Genomic DNA, 18,727 nt, shown 5'->3' on the forward strand with positions numbered 1-18,727 from the left:
TTAATAATAAATATTAAATTTGGAAATATTAGGACCTCCTCCATCTAACTCATATGTATTAAAGTCTTCATCAATTCCTAAATCTGTTAATGTTTTATTAAGATTTGGATGTTTTTCCAAGTAATTAATTGCATTTATCTTTTCTGTATTAACTTTATTATTTACTTCTGTACTTTGATTGTTTATCTCTTTAACTTTACTTAATGCATCATATGGATTTAATTCACCAGTTTTTGCCTTTTTCCACAAATCACATATTTCAAGAGTCAATTCAGCAGATCTTTTTTCATATATTAAACGATTAACTTCTATATCAACATACTCTTGATAGGTTTTATTACTTGTCTGATTTTTATATTGATTTAATATGTTGATTTCAATAGTAATATTTTCATTAAAACTCTTTTCAAAGGATACTGCTTCATCTAAAGTTACAGGACTAGTATCAACAAAAGCAATACTGTTTATATCAGTTCTATTTTCAAAATCACTAACAGTTTTTATTGTTTTATTAAAATTTTCCCTATCACAGTAGTTCATATATTCCATATATAGAAAAAAAGACCCTATTATTAAAATAATTAGTAATAATATAATTCCAATAGTTTTTTTCTTCATATAGAAAGATATATTTGGTATTATTAATTATTTTATTGTAAAATTGAATTTAATAAAAAAGATTCATTAATATCCTATTATTTTTCTTCAAACCATAAGATTATGGAGGAATATTTCATGGCATTCTTTAATAATATTAAAAATATTCGTGATAAATTATCTACTGATGAATCAATAAAGGATATCAATGATAAAATAAATGAATATGATTCTTTAAAAAATATTAAAAATAATATTAATAAATCTATTGATGAACATGCAATAGATGAAATTGAAAAACAAAAAATGGAAAAAGAACATTATGATAATTTAAATGAACATGAAAAAGAAGAATACAAACGTGAAAAAAGAAAACAAGAAAATATTAAAAGATTAGGATTATATAGAGCAGGTCTTGCAACAGTTGGTCTTGGAATTGGTATTCCCATCCTAATGGCCAAAGGAACTTGAGACATATTAAATGATGATTCTATGACAACACCAATATCTACTAATAATGATACTATTTCAAATGATGAAACATCTGTTGTTAATGAACCAGCATATGCTACATATGATTATACTGAAGATGACTATGGTAATATAACATATTATGTTCAAAATCCCGATGGAATTGTGAAAAAAATATTATAAATTAGTCGAGGAAGGATTTACAAAAATAGAAATAAATCAGTTCCAAAATTTTGCAAAATCAATAAGTCTTAGATTACAGGCAATGTATTCACAACAATCAAATCAGCCACAAAACCCAAACCAGTATTATCCTCAAAAATAAATTATAAAATTCAAAGGAGAATTAAACAATATGAAATGTTCTAATTGTGGAACTGAAAATGATGAAAATCAGAATATGTGTAAAATCTGTGGAAATACTTTACAAACATTAAAAACAGATGAAAATACATATAATCAACAAACTCATAATTATAATCAATATACTACTCAAGAATTCAAAAATCAACATATTCATGGAACTTATGACAATTATAATTATAATGAAGAAGAATTTCTAAAGAAAAGTTCAATAAATTATATAAATAAGAATTTACAATTAATAGTAGTGTTGCTTCTTATAATAATTGTCTTATTAATCATGACACTACTTGTTGGAATACCTATTCATTATTATTATTAAATTTAAATTTGGAAATTTTTTTCTAACTTTTTTATTTTTACATAAAATACAATTTTGACTATAATTCATGTATATGTCATGATGTATTTTTAATGTTTTTGCATGGTTTATTTTTACAGTTAATATTTTTTTTCTATTTTTTTATTTTTTCTAAAATTTAGGGTGTATTTTTCTCCATTTTTACTTATTTTTTTATTACTTCGCTATACCCTGATATAACTAATAAAAAAAATAGTATAAAACAAAACAGTTTTCACGACATGAATATTAGATTACTAAAACATGTTAATAAAAATATATACATCTATTAAAACAATTTAATATTCAATATAAATATACTTTTTATTAAGAAAGTAATAATAATTAATTAGAATTAAAAAAAGACTATTTTTTTCATGAAAAATTTTTATTTTTAGAAAAAATTCAGTAAAAATAAATATTTAAAAAATAATAAAATACAAAATAAAGATGAATATTCCTCTGTTCATAGAAGTATACAGCAGGGAAAAGCTGACTATTATATGCCTCCAAAAGAGATAACTGATAAACCAAGAAATAAAACTACAATAAGAAACTTCCAAATTACTGATGATATACCTTCAAAAGTTAAATATTCAAAAAGAAAAAGAAGTTAATACTATCACTATTCATAGCAATTCTTCAAAATAAATTATAGTAGATTAAAATTCATACTCTTCTATAATTCTTTTAAGTTTCTTAGCTCTTATAGTATAGGTATGTTTATTTAGCACTATTTTTTGTAATTCTTTTATTTTTTCATTTCTTTTATCACTATGTTCCATATAATAATTTATTACATCTTTTAGTTCTTCTTTTGAATGATATTCTGGTATTTTTCCATTAAATAAGTCCTGATTTCCCCGATTTCCATTTGTTATTACTAGTTTTCCAGATGCTATTGTATCAAATACCCTACTATTTACTGAGCCCCATTCTTTTGTTACATGGTTTGCATCATCTATTACTATTTTTGTTGAGGCATAGATTTGTGGTATTTCTTTGTAGTTTATAAATCCCTGATAGTATGGTTTGAATTTTTCTATTTTATCCCAGTTTGCACCATATAATTTAAATGTGTGTTTTATTTGTGTTGGATCTAGAAAATCAATTATTTCACGTTTTGCCATCCAGTAACTTCCTGTAAAACAATAATCACTTTCATATTTTTTTTGTGGTGATATATTTTCATTGAACATGTCTGTGTCTGTGGCTATTGGATAGAATATTGCTTTTTTTCCTGTTTTTTGTGTTATACTAGCACATGCTTTTTTAGAGCTTGATAGAATTATGTTGTAGTCTTTGAAATAATCTTTATTCATCCATCTGTCAAACCAGTTACGTGGCCATGCTATTTTTATTATGTATTTGTTGTTTGTTTTGATTTTTTCTATGTTGTAATTATCTAGCATACTTATTATTACATCCACATATTCTGGTATGTTATACCAGTCTTTACCTTTTTCCAAGTACTTTATATTCCATCCATATTCTCTTTTAAGACTACTTGCTAATGTTTGTGCTGTAAAATAATCTCCAGCTGTTGTGTTTTTCTGGGCTTGTGTTACTACAAAGGCTATTGTTAAGCTTTTATCTGTTATGATTTGGTTGTTGTTTATTAAATCCTCTTTTAGTTGTTTTTTAAGGTATGTGTTCCATTTTTTTATGAATATTTCATGATTTTTTTCTCTTCTTTGTGTTACTACTTTATTTTCTTCCATTTCCTGTGTTCCAAATTCATAGTGATATAACATTGCTTGTGGTGTGTAGTAGTTTTTATATCCACTCTTGTGTAGTTTTAGACATAGATCTACATCTTCATAACCATATACATACTCTTCTTGAAAACCACCCACCTTATTAAATACTGATTTCTTAATTAGCATACATGCTGCTGTTATGGCTATTATTTGTTGGACTTGTATGTTTGTGTTTGTATAGTATTTTTGTCCATTGTTTTTATTTACTGGTTTTATATAGTCACAGGCTTTAAATATTATTCCTTCATGTTGTATGGTGTATGATTTTTCCTGATTTATTTTTGAGTTTGAACAGTCTGGATAGATTAGTCTTGCCCCTACACACCCCACATTTTCTTTATTTAATATTACATTCATCAAATGATTTATAAATCCATCTAGTGGTTCTATATCATTGTTTAAAAATAGTAGGTAGTTTCCTTTTGCTTTTTTTACAGCTTCATTATTTGCCTTGGAGAATGTTTCATTTGTTTTATTTTCTATTAATGTTATGTTTAGATTTGTGAATTTTTTTATTGTGTCTTTTGTATTATCTTCTGATGCATTGTCCCATATTATTAGTTCATAGTTATTATATTGTTTTAGTTTGGTAAATTTTGTTAGTAGTCTTTTTATATGATTTTCACCATTGTGTGTTATGATTATTATTGATACTAATGGTTTTTTTATTAGAGGTAACTTGTTTTTGTTGTCATTATTTATTTTTTCCCTAAGTTTTTCTATTTGTTTTTTTGTTAATGAAGTATTTTTTCTATTTTCACTTATTCCATATACTGCATAGTGTATCAGTGGGTTTATATTAGATTTTTCTACATCTTTGTTTTCTTTTAGGTATTTGTTTGTGTTAAATTCAATTGATGGATTGTATCCTTTTTTACTTCCATAGTATATGTAGTGTAATAATGCATCCATTCCATCTTTTCTTACTGATTCATGATTTTCTAGATAGTATTCTGTGTCAAATAGATTGTTTTTTCTTATTTGTCTGTATCCTTTTATTGTTATGAATAGGTTTTTTAGGTTTCCTATTTTGTTTTTATTTTTTAGAAGTGCTAGAGGATATAGTTTTGATGCTAGTTTTTGTTTTAATGAATGAAGTTGTCTTTTTTGCATATGGATTGTTTCCTTTCTTTTGTATATGTTAATATTTTTATTCTTTAATAGTTATTGTAATTTTTGAATAAAGAATATATTCTATTTTTTACATATATTATATTATAATGTAAAATTTCATTGTATTATATTACAATGATTTTCAATTTAAGTATTTTGAATTTATTTTTATTTACATCAACATGATTTAGGAGATACACATTAAATGAAAAGTAATGACATTCCAAAGGATTATGATCATACTAAAGAAGAAGAATTACAAGATTTATGGCAAAAGGATAACACTTATCGTTTTATAGGTGATGGTACTAAACCAACATATATTATTGATACACCACCACCATATCCAACAGGTAAACTTCACATGGGACACGTCTTAAACTGGGTTTACATGGATATTATTGCAAGGTATAAACGTATGAATAATTTTGATGTGTTATTCCCACAGGGATGGGATTGTCATGGTCTTCCTACAGAAGTTAAAGTTGAAGAAATTCATAATATTAAGAAGAATGATGTTTCTCGTGAAACATTTAGGGATTACTGTATAGATTTAACACATGAAAATATTGAGAAAATGAGACTTCAAATGCGTAAAATGGGATATTCTCAAGACTGGGATCATGAATATATTACAATGCTTCCAGAAAACAAGAAAAGAACACAGTTATCATTTCTTAAATTATATAATCAAGATATGATTTATCAAGATATTCATCCTATTAATTGGTGTCCTCGTTGTGAAACAGCTATTGCATTTGCAGAGGTAGAATACTCTGATAATACTACTAAATTAAATTATATTAATTTCCCAGCTGCTGATGGTTCAGGTAATGCTACAATTGCTACTACAAGACCGGAATTATTATGTGCATGTGTTGCTGTAGTTGTACATCCTGATGATGAACGATACAAAAATCTTCATGGAAAAACTGTGAAACTTCCTATATATGGAAGAGAAGTTAAAATTATTACCGATGCCACTGTAGATTTAGAGTATGGTACTGGTGTGGTAATGATTTGTACCTTTGGGGATAAAACTGATGTTGAATGGGTTACACGTTATAATCTTGACATAATCAATGCTATTGATGAAAAAGGTGAAATGTTACCTGTAGCTGGTAAATATGCTGGAATGACTATTAAGGAATGTCGTAGCAGTATTATTGAAGATTTAAAAGAAGAAAGTTATCTTATAAAACAAGAAGATGTGGACCAGAATGTTGGTTTATGTTGGAGATGTAAAACACCTATTGAAATAATGACTAAAAAACAATGGTTTGTTGCAGCAAATAAGATGAATGAGGATATTGTTGAACAAGCAAAAAGTATGAGATGGGTACCAGGTCATATGTATCAAAGACTTGAAAACTGGGCTCATTCCATGGATTGGGATTGGTGTATTTCAAGACAAAGAATCTTTGCAACACCTATACCTGTATGGTATTGTGATGATTGTCATAAGGTTGTACTTCCAAGTGTTGAACAATTACCAGTAGATCCTACAATAGATAAACCAGACCACTCTTGTAGTTGTGGTTGTAATAGTTTCACACCAGAAGAAGATGTTCTTGATACATGGATGGATAGTTCCATAACACCTCTTACAATAGCCAATTGGCCAAATGAAGGTTGGGAAAATGTTTATCCTGCAACTTTAAGACCACAAGGTCATGATATTATTAGAACTTGGGCATTTTACACTATTCTTAGATGTTATGCTCTTACTGGAGAAAAACCATTTGATGAAATCGTAGTTAATGGTATGGTATTTGGTGAAGATGGTCATAAAATGAGTAAATCTCTTGGAAATGTTATTGCTCCAGAGGAAGTTATTGAGGAATATGGTGCAGATGCTCTTAGATTATGGTCTGCTAATAGTGTTCCTGGTGCAGATGTTCCATTTGGTTGGAAGGATATTAAGCATGCATATAAATTCCTCCGTAAATTCTGGAATGCATTTAGATTTATTAGTATGCATTTAGATGAAAATGTGTCTGATAATTTATCTGAAAATAATATTATTGATAAATGGATTTTATCAAAACTTAACAGATTAAATCAGACAGTTACACAAGCATTTGAGGAATATAATTTTGCTACAGCTGAACAGGCAATATATGACTTTGTATGGCATGATTTCTGTGATGAATATATTGAAGCTGTAAAATACAGATTATATGAAGATATTGACTCTACAAATGATGCTAAATATACTCTTAAAACAGTTATTGAAACTACACTTGCACTTATGGCTCCAATAACTCCATTCTTTGCTGATACTGTAAATCAATACCTGGGTAATGATTCCATGGCCCTACATCAAGGTGGATGGCCAGAACTCAATGATGAATTAATTAATGATGATGTTGAAATTGTAGGTAGTTATGCTATTGATATTATTGATGAACTTAGAAGATACAAGTCATCAAAAGGAATACCATTAAATCAACCATTAAATACTGTTAACATATACACTACTGATGTTGAAAAGGTAGAACTTACAATTGAAGATATTAAAAACACAAATAAGGTGGATAATATCACAGTTGTTAATGGTAAACCTGATTTACATGAAAAAGTACTTGCAATTGAACCTGTTATGAGTAAAGTTGGACCAGAATTTAAACAGGATGCTAAGAAAATCATAGATTATATATCAAACAATAATCCAGAAGAAATAGCAAAAACATTAGATGAAAAAGGTGAAGTTCAAGTTGATAATGTTGCATTTACAAATGAACACATTACAGTAGTAGATTCTGAACTTGTTAGTAAAACAGGAGAAGTTGTTGATATACTAAAAACTGAGAAATATAATATTCTCCTTGAAGTTCAACAATAACTAAACTCCCCCACCTTTTATCTCTTTTTTTAAATGAATTTCCGAGGTAATAATTATGGATTTACAAGTTGAAAAAATAAATAAAATTTCTGGAGTTATAAAGGCTCCAGCTTCAAAAAGTTATTCACACAGAGCATTTATAGCAGCTGCACTAGCAGAAGGTCAATCAATACTAAGAGATCCCCTATATTCAGCAGATACTATAGCTACATTAGAAGCATGTGAACAATTAGGAGCATTATTTCAAAGATATCCTGATAAATGTATTGTACAAGGTACTGCAGGATATATAAGAACACCAGAAAATATAATTGATGTTAAAAATTCTGGTACTAGTGTTAGAATACTAAGTAGTGTTGCAGCAATAGCACCCAGAGCAAATTACACAATATTTACTGGTGATGAATCACTAAGAAAAAGACCAATGCAAGACTTAATTGATGCACTAGAAAATCTTGGAGTTCAAATATCATCATCACAAAGTAATGGAACTCCTCCAATCATTGTTAAAGGTGGATTTGAAGGTGGTCAGACAGATATTAAGGGTGATGTTAGTAGTCAATTTATATCATCAATTATTATGGCTGCACCATATTCTAAAAAGCCTGTAACCCTTAATGTAAAGGGAACATTTGTATCTAAACCATATGTTAACATGACACTGTCTGTTATAAGTAAGTTTGGTATAGATTTTGAATATGATACAACCAATATTCCAGAGTATTCATCATACTATATTGAACCACAGAAATATGAAGCTACTGATTATACTATTGAGGGAGATTATTCCTCTGCATCATACATATTAGCAGCAGCTGCAATGCTTCCATCAAATCTAACTGTTAAAAATCTTTATAAGGATTCTATGCAGGGAGATAAGATAATCATAGATATTATTAAGAAAATGGGAGCTGAAGTTACAGTGGATGATGATCAAATACATATTGAAAGTGATGGTAATCTTAAAGCATTTGATATTAATCTAGAAGATGCGCCAGATTTACTTCCTACAATATCTATTCTCATGGCACAAGCTGAAGGTGTATCTAAAATAACTGGAGTTGAACATGCACGATTTAAAGAAACAGATAGAGTTCATAACTGTGCTGTTGAACTTGAAAATGTTGGTGTGGATGTTGAAGAACTACAGGATGGACTTATTATAAAAGGTAATCCTACTGGTGGTTATGTTGACTCCCACATGGATCATAGAATGGTAATGGCATTTTATGTTCTTGGACTTAAAATTGGAAATATTATTATTAAAGATGCAAGTTGCTATGATATTTCATTCCCAAACTTTTTAGAAGTAATGCATACAATTTCAGAAGAATAAGAATATAAGAGGGTGAGTTTGTGATTAAAGAAAATATGAAGGGTAATTATACTGTTGATGAAATTAAATTTATTGTTGATAAACTTGAGGAAATATTTACTCGCAGAACTTTTCTTGAACAAACACCATATGAAGTTCTCATAAGAACTATTTTATCCCAGAGAACAAGGGATGAAAATACTGATAAAGCTACAGAAAATTTATTCAATGTGTATCATACCATGGAAGAAATAGCAGATGCTCCTGTTGATGATATTGCTAATCTTGTAAGACAGGCAGGATTTTATAATGTTAAAGCTGCACGTATCAAGGAAGTATCTAATATTTTATTAGAGGAATATGATGGTGTTGTTCCAGATACTCTTGAAGAATTACTTAAATTACCTGGTGTTGGACGTAAAACTGCTAACTGTGTTTTAGTATTTGGTTTTCAGAAGGATGCTATTCCTGTTGATGTTCATGTTCATAGAATATCCAATAGACTCGGTCTTGTTCATACAGATAAACCAGAAGATACAGAAGAGGTTTTAAGAGAGATTGTTCCACAGGAATATTGGCTTCCAATTAATGATTTAATGGTTCAGTTTGGTCAAAATATTTGTAAGCCTATTAATCCCCAACATATTGAATGTCCTTTCACAGATTTATGCCAGTTATATAAATCTGAATTGGATATTTAATTTTATTTTTTTTAAATATTTTTGTATAAATGTAAAAAAAATATGTTTTAATACCATTATTATTTATAATTTTAATTAAATTAAAGTATTTATTAAATTATAAACATATATAACAGTAGTATTAATGTATTATAACAAAAAAATGATTTTTAAAAAAAAGATACATTGATTAATTAATTTATTAAAATTGATTCATATGAATTCTAATACTAAAACAGAAGATAATCCACCAAAAAATGATTCTATTGATGTTTCAATAATTATTCCTGCATATAATAGTGATAAATACATTGAAAAATGTTTAAATACTGCACGAAAACAAACACTGAAAAATATAGAAATTATATGTATTGATGATGCATCTACAGATAAGACCTTGGAAATAATTAACAATCATGTACGTTTTGATAAACGTGTATGTGTATTTACCAATACTACCAATCTTGGTCCTGGAGCTTCTAGAAATATTGGAATAAAACATGCAAGAGGAAAATACATTACATTTCTTGATGCTGATGACTGGCTAGATGAAAATACATTGGAATGTGTATTGAAAAAATCTGAAGAGAATAATCTTGACTTATTATTATTTAAACTTATTAACATGAACAATATTACAAAGTTATTATATAAAACAGAAACTTATTCTATGAATTTCTTGGAAAAATATTATAATAGAGTTTTTAATCATGATGATATCTCTGCAAATATACTTTTTAAAATACCTGTAACTGCTCCAGGTAAGTTATATTTAAGATCTTTTTTATTGGAAAATAATATTAAATTCAATGAAACTACAATGTATGAAGATAATCCTTTTTTTATTAAAACATTTTTAAAAGCAAGACGTGTATCTGTTGTTGATGAATATTTCTATAAAAGACGTGTACATTCAGATTCATTAACAAGCAATACAAAAAAAGACATGATGGATATTCATAATGTTTTAGATGAAATTTTTTCAATTTTAAAAAGTAATGATTCCTATTATATGAAATACAAGTTATCCTTCTATGATTTTATGATTCATACTCTTCTAAATAGATTTCAGAAAATTGATAATGAATTTAAGAATGATTTCTTTAATAAAACAAAGAGTCTTATTGAAAAATACATAGTTGAATATGATTTAAATGATGATATTAAATATAATTTAAGTAAAAATAATCTAAGAACATATAATTTAATAGTTAAATCTATGAATTCAGAAAATAATATTATTAAAGACATACAGGAGAACATTTCCCTAAATACTCCAATTGCTTCAATTGTTTACTGTGATGATATTACAGTTAGTAGATTAAATGAAATTTTAAATTCATTTATTAATCAGACAATGGGATTTTCATATTTAGATATTATTTTCATATCATCCACTAAAAGATTAAAGGATGTTCAAAAGTTACTTAAAATATATGATAAAACATACTACAACATCCATTATATTCAACTAGAAGAGGATATGTCATTATTGGATATTTATTCTATTGGTATTAATATGACAGATTGTTCATATATTACATTACTTGATAAAAATCATGTATATAAGGATCATGTTTTAAAGAATTTATTTAGAAACATGAAAGAAAATGAATACAACATGGCCCATACTAATATAAATGATTATAATAAGAAATATATGGATCTTGAAATATGGAATAAGATGTTTACAAAAAAATTCCTAGTAGATAATCAGAATATTTTCTTTAAAACAGAAAAAAACACCTATCTAATTAATCCACTAGTATATCTTAAAAAAGGTATTATGGAACCTGAGAATTTAAATCAAATGGCTCTAGTATATGATATGCTTAAGTATTGTGAAACAAATAAAAATGAATTTATAAAACAAATAGATTTTATGATGGACATACTACAATCTAACTTTAAAAAGATTGAACACACATATAAGAATTCATGCTTTATTCAGATACAAGCTATTGTTGAATGTTGTATTATTAAATATGAACTCAATGATATTATAATTAAAAATATTAGTAAAGAACACAGGGAATTCTATAATTATGTTATCTCCTCTCTTAAAAGTAAGAATTATCCTATAACTAAACTACAAAAGAATATTATTCCAAATAGGCCTGTGACTGTTGTTGTTAAATGTGATAAATATAGTATTGATAAAATAAATAGAGTAGTTTCTAATTTAATAAATCAAAGTTTTGGATTTTCTTTTATTGAAGTGTTGTTTGTTATTGAGTATGCATCGAAGAATAGTGATGTAGAACATGTTATTAAGAATTATACAAAGATATATCCAAATATTGAGTACATGGTAGTTGATAATAATTTAGATGAAGATAAACTATATAATAAATTAATAGATGATATTGACACACAGTTTGTGATGTTTTATAATAAAAAATATTCATACATACCAAATACCATAAAATATATTTTCAGAACTGTACGTAAGGGTAATATGCATGTTGCATCAGGTATTATTGAAGATAGTGGTGATGATGGTTCTAATGAGTTAATATGGACAAAGATATTTAAGATTAAATTCTTAAAAGAAGCAAATATTAAGTTTTATATGAAAGAAAATGATATTTTTGTTGAAAAGAGGATGTATAATAGAAAGGGAATAGTGAATGTTCCAATTATAATACTTAAAAAAGAGTGATTACCATGGCATTATTTTCTAAAATAAGTGACATTATTCAGAAAAAACCTAAAGAAATACCTTTAATTTCAATTATAATACCTGTATATAATACTACAAAAGATGATATTAAAGAAGCATTTGATTCTTTATTAAATCAAACAATAGGTTTTGAAAAACTAGAAATTATATTTGTAAATGATAAGTCAACAAAAACAAGTGGTGTTGATTTAATTAAAGAATATAAAAATAAATATTCTAATGTATTATTATTTAATAATAAACAAAAAAAATATGATGGTCCAACACGTAATAACGGTCTAAAACATGCAACTGGTAAGTATGTGATGTTTTTAGATGATGATGATAAATATCTTAGTAATGCTTGTGAATTTCTATACAATATAATTGAAGCAGAAGATGTGGATGTTGTTAATGGTAATTACATTGACACATACACAAATAAAAAAGTTAACTGGGAAAACCAAAATATAATTCATTATAAAACAAAGATTAGAACCATAGATGAAAATCCTAATCTTCTAGGAATTTCTCCATACCTCTGTACTAAAATATATAGAAGAAGTTTTCTTATTGAAAATAATTTGGAATTTGAAGAAGGTTTAAAAATAAGTTCTGATAAAATATTTAATTTCAAAATCTTATTTAAGGCTAATGGAATTATATTTGTTAATGAACCAATTGTTATATATAACAGAGATACAACAAATGGTTTCTCAAAAAGCTTAGATTATTCTTATGATAAACTCAAAATATTAATAAAAGTTTATACTTATTGTTATGAGTTATTTAAGAAAGAATTACCCGAAGCTTGTCATATTTTATTAGATGATGTTAATTATATTACTAAATATGTATTAAATACCACACTTGATAGGGATGAATTTAAGAATTTTGTAGAAGATTTACATGTATTCTTTAAAGAGTATGTCTCAAATAATAAAACACGAAAAAATCATAAATATCATAAAATAATAAAACACATTGCAAATAATGATTATACTAATGCATACTATGAATATATTGATTTTAGAAATGAAAAACTCATATTTAAGACAAATCCAATAGAAAAACCTAGAAAAGACATATATAGTAAAGATTTTGATGATATTCTTGTATCTGTAATAATTCCAGTGTATAATGGTGAAAGATATCTTAACAGTTGTTTAAATAGTATACATGATCAGAGTCTTAAAAATATGGAAATTATTTGTATTGATGACAATTCAACAGATAACTCTCTTAACATATTAAAACAACATTCTAAAATTGATAAACGTATGCGTGTTATTCATATAAAGGAAAATCATGGAGTTAGTGCAACAAGAAATATTGGAATAAAATATGCAAAAGGTAAGTACCTTACTTTTGTTGACTGTGATGACTGGCTAGATAGTATGGCATTAGATACTGCTACAAAAATATCCCAAGAAAATAATCTCGACATTTTCTTCTTTAATAGAACATTATACACTAAAAAAGAGTCAAAAATTGAGAATAAAAATGATACTATCTATGATTATCTAAAAGAATATGAAAATAAACTTATTAAAAATACTAATATTGATTTATCAGTTTTATTTAAAAATTATTCTAGTGCTACAGGTAAACTATACTTAACATCATTTATTAAAAATAACAGTATTAGATTTAATCCAAGAAGAACTTACTGTGATAATTTATTTTCAATAATCACATTTTTAAAAGCTAAAAATGTGAAAATAACAGTGAACAGTTATTATAATCAAAGAATACATGAAAAAACATATGATGCATGTAGAGATAATACAATGTGTGATAATATTTCCATGCTTAAGGATATGTTAAATATATTTAGACAAGTAACACCATTATATGAAGCATATCATGAAAAATTCTATAATTATATGATGGATATTTTAAGAAAAACATTATATAAAATAGATTCACAATATATGCTAGAATATTTTAAATCTACACAAGAGTTTATAGGAGAATGTATTGGAAAAAATCATCTTGATAAGGATATTATACAGTCACTTAATAAGAATAACCTACTCTACTACACATATATTAAAGAATCAATTGATAAACCTGATAAAAGTAGGATAACCATACCAATATCCATAGTAATATATGCTAGAAATATGTTAGAGAAGGAAATATTTGAAGTTATTCATAATATAGCAGAACAAACCTTTGAATTTCCTTTATTAAGACTTGTATTTATTGATAATAATTCAAAAATTACTGATACAATGAATATTAAGAAGTACTCAAAGATATTTCCTAATATAGAATATATTAGAACAAATAGAGATTATGATGAAACACAACTATATAATATAATTCCAAACTATATTACAACACCATATGTTATGTTTTTAAATCCAGAATTATTCTATGTTAACACTGCTATAAAAAACATGTTTAGATCTATACGTAAGGATAATATGAATATGATTTCAGGTATTGTTGAAAAAAGTGATACTATTTACAACACACTTCTTTGGACAAAGCTCTTTAAAACAAAGTATTTAGATGATAATGTTAATTTCTATGAAGATAAAAATCATATGATAAATGTAGAATATAATATCAATGATAAAAAGGGCATTATTAATACAAATATTCCCATAATAAAATCAGAATAAGTAAAAAAAGAGAAAGAACTAAAAAAAAGGAATTTTTCTTATTTTTCTATTTTTTTAATTTCATCTATGTTATCATTCATTATAGTACTAACATCTTTAATTTCTTTAATATTGTTATATGTATTAACGAAGTTAAAGTCTATCTTATTAACAAGTGCAGAGTATTGTTTATTTACTTCATTGAATTTTGAAGCTATATTCTCATTTATTGACTTTATATTTTCACTAATAATAGCATATTTTTTATTTAATTCTGCCATGTCTCTATTTATTCTTAGAAGATTGTTATTTTCTTGGGATAATCTTGCATTTTCTTCAAGTAACATTTCATTCTCTTGTTTAAGTGTTGAAATAGTTTCATTCTTATTTTCATTTAAAAGAGATAATTTTTCAAAGTTACTTTTATACACTGCTTGAGTTTTATCTTTTTGTATATTTTCATTTAATAAAGATTTTTTTTCCTCTTCAAGCCGTACTATATCCTTGTTTAATGATTTATGTTCTTTGATGAGTTTTTCATTCACATCAGTTAGATGTGTGTTATTTCTTAGATCAGTTTCATTTTTCTTAGTTAATAAATCATTTTCTTGTTTAAGTGCCTTTATTGTTTCATTTTTGTTGTTATTTAGTGTAGTTAATTTTTCATAATTATTTTTATAAAAAATATAACTATCACTTAAATTCAACAATTTTTGTTCTATTTTAGATATAAATGACATGTTATCTTATCCCTTTTTTTGTCCCTTAATTAATTAAATCATATCTTAGATTGTTTTTCTAGTATTTATAGAATAACTTAAAGAATCATGAAATAATTATTTTTTGATTTATTATATGTGCTACTCTTAATAACTATTTTAGTTATATTAAAATTAAATAAGTTTCTATAATTATTTAATAAAATAAAAAAATACTTTAATATAATAATCTAAACATAAATATAGATGAATGCTTAGTTTCTAAAAGTTTTATTTTTAAAAGCATCATACAGAAAGATATTAAGGGTATGTATTTCTATATTTCAATTAAATAATTAATTAAAGTTGAATATATGAGGTGGTAAAAATAGTTAATAACAATATAGATAACACTGCAGATTATAATAAACTTTTATCTGCAATATATGAAGAATCATACAACAATAACAATAACAGATCAATTAAACAAAGATTAACATCAAAATTATATCCATTATCATTATTTTTAAATCAGAGTCGTTGTGGTGGATTTAAAAACATGTTATTAACTGTTAAAGGTTATAATGCAATGAAAAAAAGTGACTTATTTAATGTAGGTTATTATTTAAATAAGCATGAATCAGTAAGAAAAGATGGAATGGATGTATTATTACACTACATATACTATGGAAGTAAAAAAGGATACAATCCATCACCATTATTTAATTCAGAAGAATATATTAAATTAAATCCTGATTTAAAATCATTAAAAATAAATCCATTAATCCACTATCTATTATATGGAAAAAGTGAAAATAGAAAAATATCCCTTCCACACCATGAAAACATACCTCAATTTGAAAATAAAAATATAACAACGAAACCAAAAAGAAATAAAACTAAAAATAGAAAAATAAAAGGATTGTTTAATAAGCCTTCAAAGGATAAGCTTTCAGGTTGGGCTGCAGAAATTGGAAACAATCATCCAATAAACGTTATAATATCAATAGATAATATAAAATTCACAATAAAACCTTCAAATTATAGGGCAGACTTAAAAAGAAATGGTATTAATGAAGGAAAACATGCATTTAAATTTACAATTCCAATGGATTTTCTTGATGGTATTGAACATGAGATTTTATTAAAAGATACTGATGGATTTATACTAGATAAATTAACATTTAAATGGCAAAAACCTGACTTTGAAAATAAATTTTCAAGATACACATCATATTCTATAACAAATCCAATAGTAGCATTCCCCTTTAATGAATCTGATAAGAAAATCTTTGCAACAATGGAAAATATTGCAAATTATCTTATAAAACAAGTACCTGAAGAAAAACCACTAGTATCTATTATAATGCCTGTATATAATAGGGAAGGCTTAATAACAAATGCTATTAAATCAGTACTAAATCAAACATATAAGAACTTTGAATTAATAATTATTGATGATGGAAGTAGTGATAAAACATGTGAGAATATTTTAAAGATTAAGGATAAAAGAATTAAACTCATACGTAATAAGGAAAATCTGGGAATATCTGCTTCAAGAAATAAGGGACTTAATATAAGTAAAGGTAAATATATCATGTATCTTGATTCTGATAATGATTGGGATAATAGATATATTTCAGCCATGGTAGGTGCTTTTAGAGTAAATAAAGATGCAAGTGCATTGTATTGTGGTCAATATGTATTTGAGGAAAGTAAAACTAATCTTAAATATGTGAGATTTGCATCCTTAAATAAGGGACTTCTTTCTAATAGAAATTATATTGATTTAAATGCCTATGCTCATACAAGAGATGTTTATCTTAAATATGGTGGATTTGATGAATCATTAGTTAAATGTGTTGACTGGGATTTAATACTTAAATATTCCACCTTTGCAAAAACATATTCCGTACCTGTTATATTATCAAATTATTACTTTGATTTAGCTGATAATACTATTACAAGTAATCCTGAATTAAGTTATACAATAAAACAAGTTCATGAAAAACAAGAAAAACGTTTAGAAAAAATTGGTAAAAGAGCTCCTAAACTAACAAGGGGTGTTTCTGTAATAATTCCTAGTTATGAAGCATTGGATGATCTTAAAATATGTCTTGAGAGTTTATTTAAATTAGATTCTAAATATGTTGAAGTGGTGGTTGTTGATAATAATTCATCATATGATGTTAAAAATTATCTAAGAAAACTTAAACTGGAAAATAAGATAAAACTAATCTTAAACCATGAAAATTATGGATTCACATACGCTGTTAATCAGGCAATAGAAATAGCTAAAAAGGATAATGATATTGTTCTTCTAAATAATGATGCAGTATTTACTGAAGGTGCAATGGAATACTTACAAGAAGCTGCATATACTCTGGAAAATTGTGGAATTACAGTTCCACAACAAGTACTTCCTGCCAATACAAAAACAATAGATGTTCATGTTCCCTATGCAAATCCTCAATACATGTGTGATGTGAATTTATCAGCCCATCATAAAAATGTAATTAACCTACCATTATATCATAATGGTATTTATACAGAGGTTTCCTTTGTAGCATTTTTCTGTGTATATATACGACGTGATGTATATGATAAATCATTAGGACTTGATGCTGAAAATGGAAGACATTATAGATCTGATGTGATTTACTCTAATTTCATAAGAAATGTATTAAATTATAAGATTTATCATGTTTCTAATGCTATTGTATATCATAAACTACAAAAAGCAACAACACAACTTCAAGAAAAATCTGATAAACATCATGATTTAATGTTTGTTAAAAATAGATGGAGTTCTTCTGAACGTGAGAAATTCGGTTATAAACAAGCAATATGGGATTTAACAAGGGATGAAATTGAAAGTGGAAAATACTAAATTCATGTATTTTCACTTATTTTTTTAGAATATTTGAAAAAAGACCTATTTTATCATACAACAGAAAAAAAACTATGTTATCATGGATTTTTTTAGTACTATTTTTTTAAAAAAAATACTAAACATTTAAATAATCTAGATAAGAGAGTAGAAATTGTATTAATTTAAGTTAATACTATGAAAAAATAATATTAGCTGCCTAAATAATATTGAACCTTTTTTTAAGGTTATTTAATATTTTTTTATGTTGTTTTTATTTTTTTGTGAATTTTAATTTCTTATGTTTTTTTAGAGAAAGATATAATTGAAGGAACTCCTTCAGTTACTATTTTTCTTTAGTGAAAGAATCTCTTTTTAAAAACTTGTGCTTATTTTATACCT

Annotated in this window: 12 protein-coding genes; 9 read left to right on the forward strand and 3 right to left on the reverse strand. The window is 25.8% G+C overall.

Translation table 11 applies throughout. From position 1 onward, the window contains the following. Positions 1–549, reverse strand: a complete 549-nt coding sequence (locus A9758_RS07160) for a hypothetical protein (protein WP_048059702.1) — start codon at positions 547–549, stop codon at positions 1–3. A gap of 186 nt (positions 550–735) precedes the next feature. Here A9758_RS07160 and A9758_RS07165 point away from each other — a divergent pair, with 186 nt between their 5' ends. From A9758_RS07165 to A9758_RS07170, 3 genes are all read left to right on the forward strand, one after another. After that, positions 736–1,068 carry a hypothetical protein gene (locus tag A9758_RS07165; protein ID WP_048059701.1) on the forward strand — a complete coding sequence of 111 codons (333 nt, stop codon included), beginning with the start codon at positions 736–738 and terminating at the stop codon, positions 1,066–1,068. 21 nt (positions 1,069–1,089) lie between these two features. Then, a complete protein-coding gene (locus A9758_RS07620; protein WP_158005525.1) occupies positions 1,090–1,251 on the forward strand; it encodes a hypothetical protein in 162 nt (53 codons plus the stop codon). 172 nt (positions 1,252–1,423) lie between these two features. Continuing rightward, positions 1,424–1,753 (forward strand): hypothetical protein, encoded by a 330-nt coding sequence (locus A9758_RS07170; protein ID WP_011406101.1) that lies wholly within the window; start codon positions 1,424–1,426, stop codon positions 1,751–1,753. A 680-nt stretch (positions 1,754–2,433) separates the two neighbouring features. On the opposite strand, the gene A9758_RS07175 is transcribed toward A9758_RS07170, so the two are convergent. After that, positions 2,434–4,644, reverse strand: coding sequence for a glycosyltransferase (locus A9758_RS07175; RefSeq protein WP_011406100.1), 2,211 nt, complete (start codon positions 4,642–4,644; stop codon positions 2,434–2,436). Positions 4,645–4,849: 205 nt separating this feature from the next. On the opposite strand from A9758_RS07175, the gene A9758_RS07180 reads away from it, so the two are divergent. The 5 genes from A9758_RS07180 (at position 4,850) to A9758_RS07200 (ending at position 14,779) form a co-directional block, all read left to right on the forward strand. Then, positions 4,850–7,489, forward strand: coding sequence for a valine--tRNA ligase (locus A9758_RS07180; RefSeq protein ID WP_011406099.1), 2,640 nt, complete (start codon positions 4,850–4,852; stop codon positions 7,487–7,489). Between the two features lie 55 nt (positions 7,490–7,544). Beyond that, positions 7,545–8,825: a 3-phosphoshikimate 1-carboxyvinyltransferase gene (gene aroA / locus A9758_RS07185; RefSeq protein ID WP_011406098.1), complete on the forward strand. Its 1,281-nt coding sequence runs from the start codon at positions 7,545–7,547 to the stop codon at positions 8,823–8,825. A gap of 35 nt (positions 8,826–8,860) precedes the next feature. Then, entirely contained in the window at positions 8,861–9,505 is a 645-nt protein-coding gene (gene nth / locus A9758_RS07190) for an endonuclease III (protein WP_048059828.1), read from the forward strand. Between the two features lie 196 nt (positions 9,506–9,701). Further along, the gene (locus tag A9758_RS07195; RefSeq protein ID WP_048059700.1) at positions 9,702–12,146 is read left to right on the forward strand and encodes a glycosyltransferase family 2 protein; all 2,445 of its coding nucleotides are present in this window, start codon (positions 9,702–9,704) and stop codon (positions 12,144–12,146) included. A 5-nt stretch (positions 12,147–12,151) separates the two neighbouring features. Continuing rightward, positions 12,152–14,779 (forward strand): glycosyltransferase, encoded by a 2,628-nt coding sequence (locus tag A9758_RS07200; protein WP_011406095.1) that lies wholly within the window; start codon positions 12,152–12,154, stop codon positions 14,777–14,779. Between the two features lie 38 nt (positions 14,780–14,817). Here A9758_RS07200 and A9758_RS07205 read toward each other — a convergent pair whose 3' ends face one another. Next, positions 14,818–15,498 carry a hypothetical protein gene (locus tag A9758_RS07205; protein WP_011406094.1) on the reverse strand — a complete coding sequence of 227 codons (681 nt, stop codon included), beginning with the start codon at positions 15,496–15,498 and terminating at the stop codon, positions 14,818–14,820. Between the two features lie 337 nt (positions 15,499–15,835). Between A9758_RS07205 and A9758_RS07210 the strand changes: the two genes are divergently transcribed. Continuing rightward, the gene (locus tag A9758_RS07210; RefSeq protein ID WP_143740888.1) at positions 15,836–18,346 is read left to right on the forward strand and encodes a glycosyltransferase; all 2,511 of its coding nucleotides are present in this window, start codon (positions 15,836–15,838) and stop codon (positions 18,344–18,346) included. The last annotated feature ends 381 nt before the right edge of the window (positions 18,347–18,727 follow it).

This window comes from Methanosphaera sp. A6, from assembly GCF_001729395.1.
GTDB classification, from domain to species: domain Archaea; phylum Methanobacteriota; class Methanobacteria; order Methanobacteriales; family Methanobacteriaceae; genus Methanosphaera; species Methanosphaera stadtmanae.

What these genes read in the sequence shown, in the direction of transcription:
- A9758_RS07160 (WP_048059702.1), bottom strand. Translation starts at nt 549, where the DNA reads ATGGAATATATGAACTACTGTGATAGGGAAAATTTTAATAAAACAATA.
- A9758_RS07165 (WP_048059701.1), top strand. Translation starts at nt 736, where the DNA reads ATGGCATTCTTTAATAATATTAAAAATATTCGTGATAAATTATCTACT.
- A9758_RS07620 (WP_158005525.1), top strand. Translation starts at nt 1,090, where the DNA reads ATGACAACACCAATATCTACTAATAATGATACTATTTCAAATGATGAA.
- A9758_RS07170 (WP_011406101.1), top strand. Translation starts at nt 1,424, where the DNA reads ATGAAATGTTCTAATTGTGGAACTGAAAATGATGAAAATCAGAATATG.
- A9758_RS07175 (WP_011406100.1), bottom strand. Translation starts at nt 4,644, where the DNA reads ATGCAAAAAAGACAACTTCATTCATTAAAACAAAAACTAGCATCAAAA.
- A9758_RS07180 (WP_011406099.1), top strand. Translation starts at nt 4,850, where the DNA reads ATGAAAAGTAATGACATTCCAAAGGATTATGATCATACTAAAGAAGAA.
- aroA (WP_011406098.1), top strand. Translation starts at nt 7,545, where the DNA reads ATGGATTTACAAGTTGAAAAAATAAATAAAATTTCTGGAGTTATAAAG.
- nth (WP_048059828.1), top strand. Translation starts at nt 8,861, where the DNA reads ATGAAGGGTAATTATACTGTTGATGAAATTAAATTTATTGTTGATAAA.
- A9758_RS07195 (WP_048059700.1), top strand. Translation starts at nt 9,702, where the DNA reads ATGAATTCTAATACTAAAACAGAAGATAATCCACCAAAAAATGATTCT.
- A9758_RS07200 (WP_011406095.1), top strand. Translation starts at nt 12,152, where the DNA reads ATGGCATTATTTTCTAAAATAAGTGACATTATTCAGAAAAAACCTAAA.
- A9758_RS07205 (WP_011406094.1), bottom strand. Translation starts at nt 15,498, where the DNA reads ATGTCATTTATATCTAAAATAGAACAAAAATTGTTGAATTTAAGTGAT.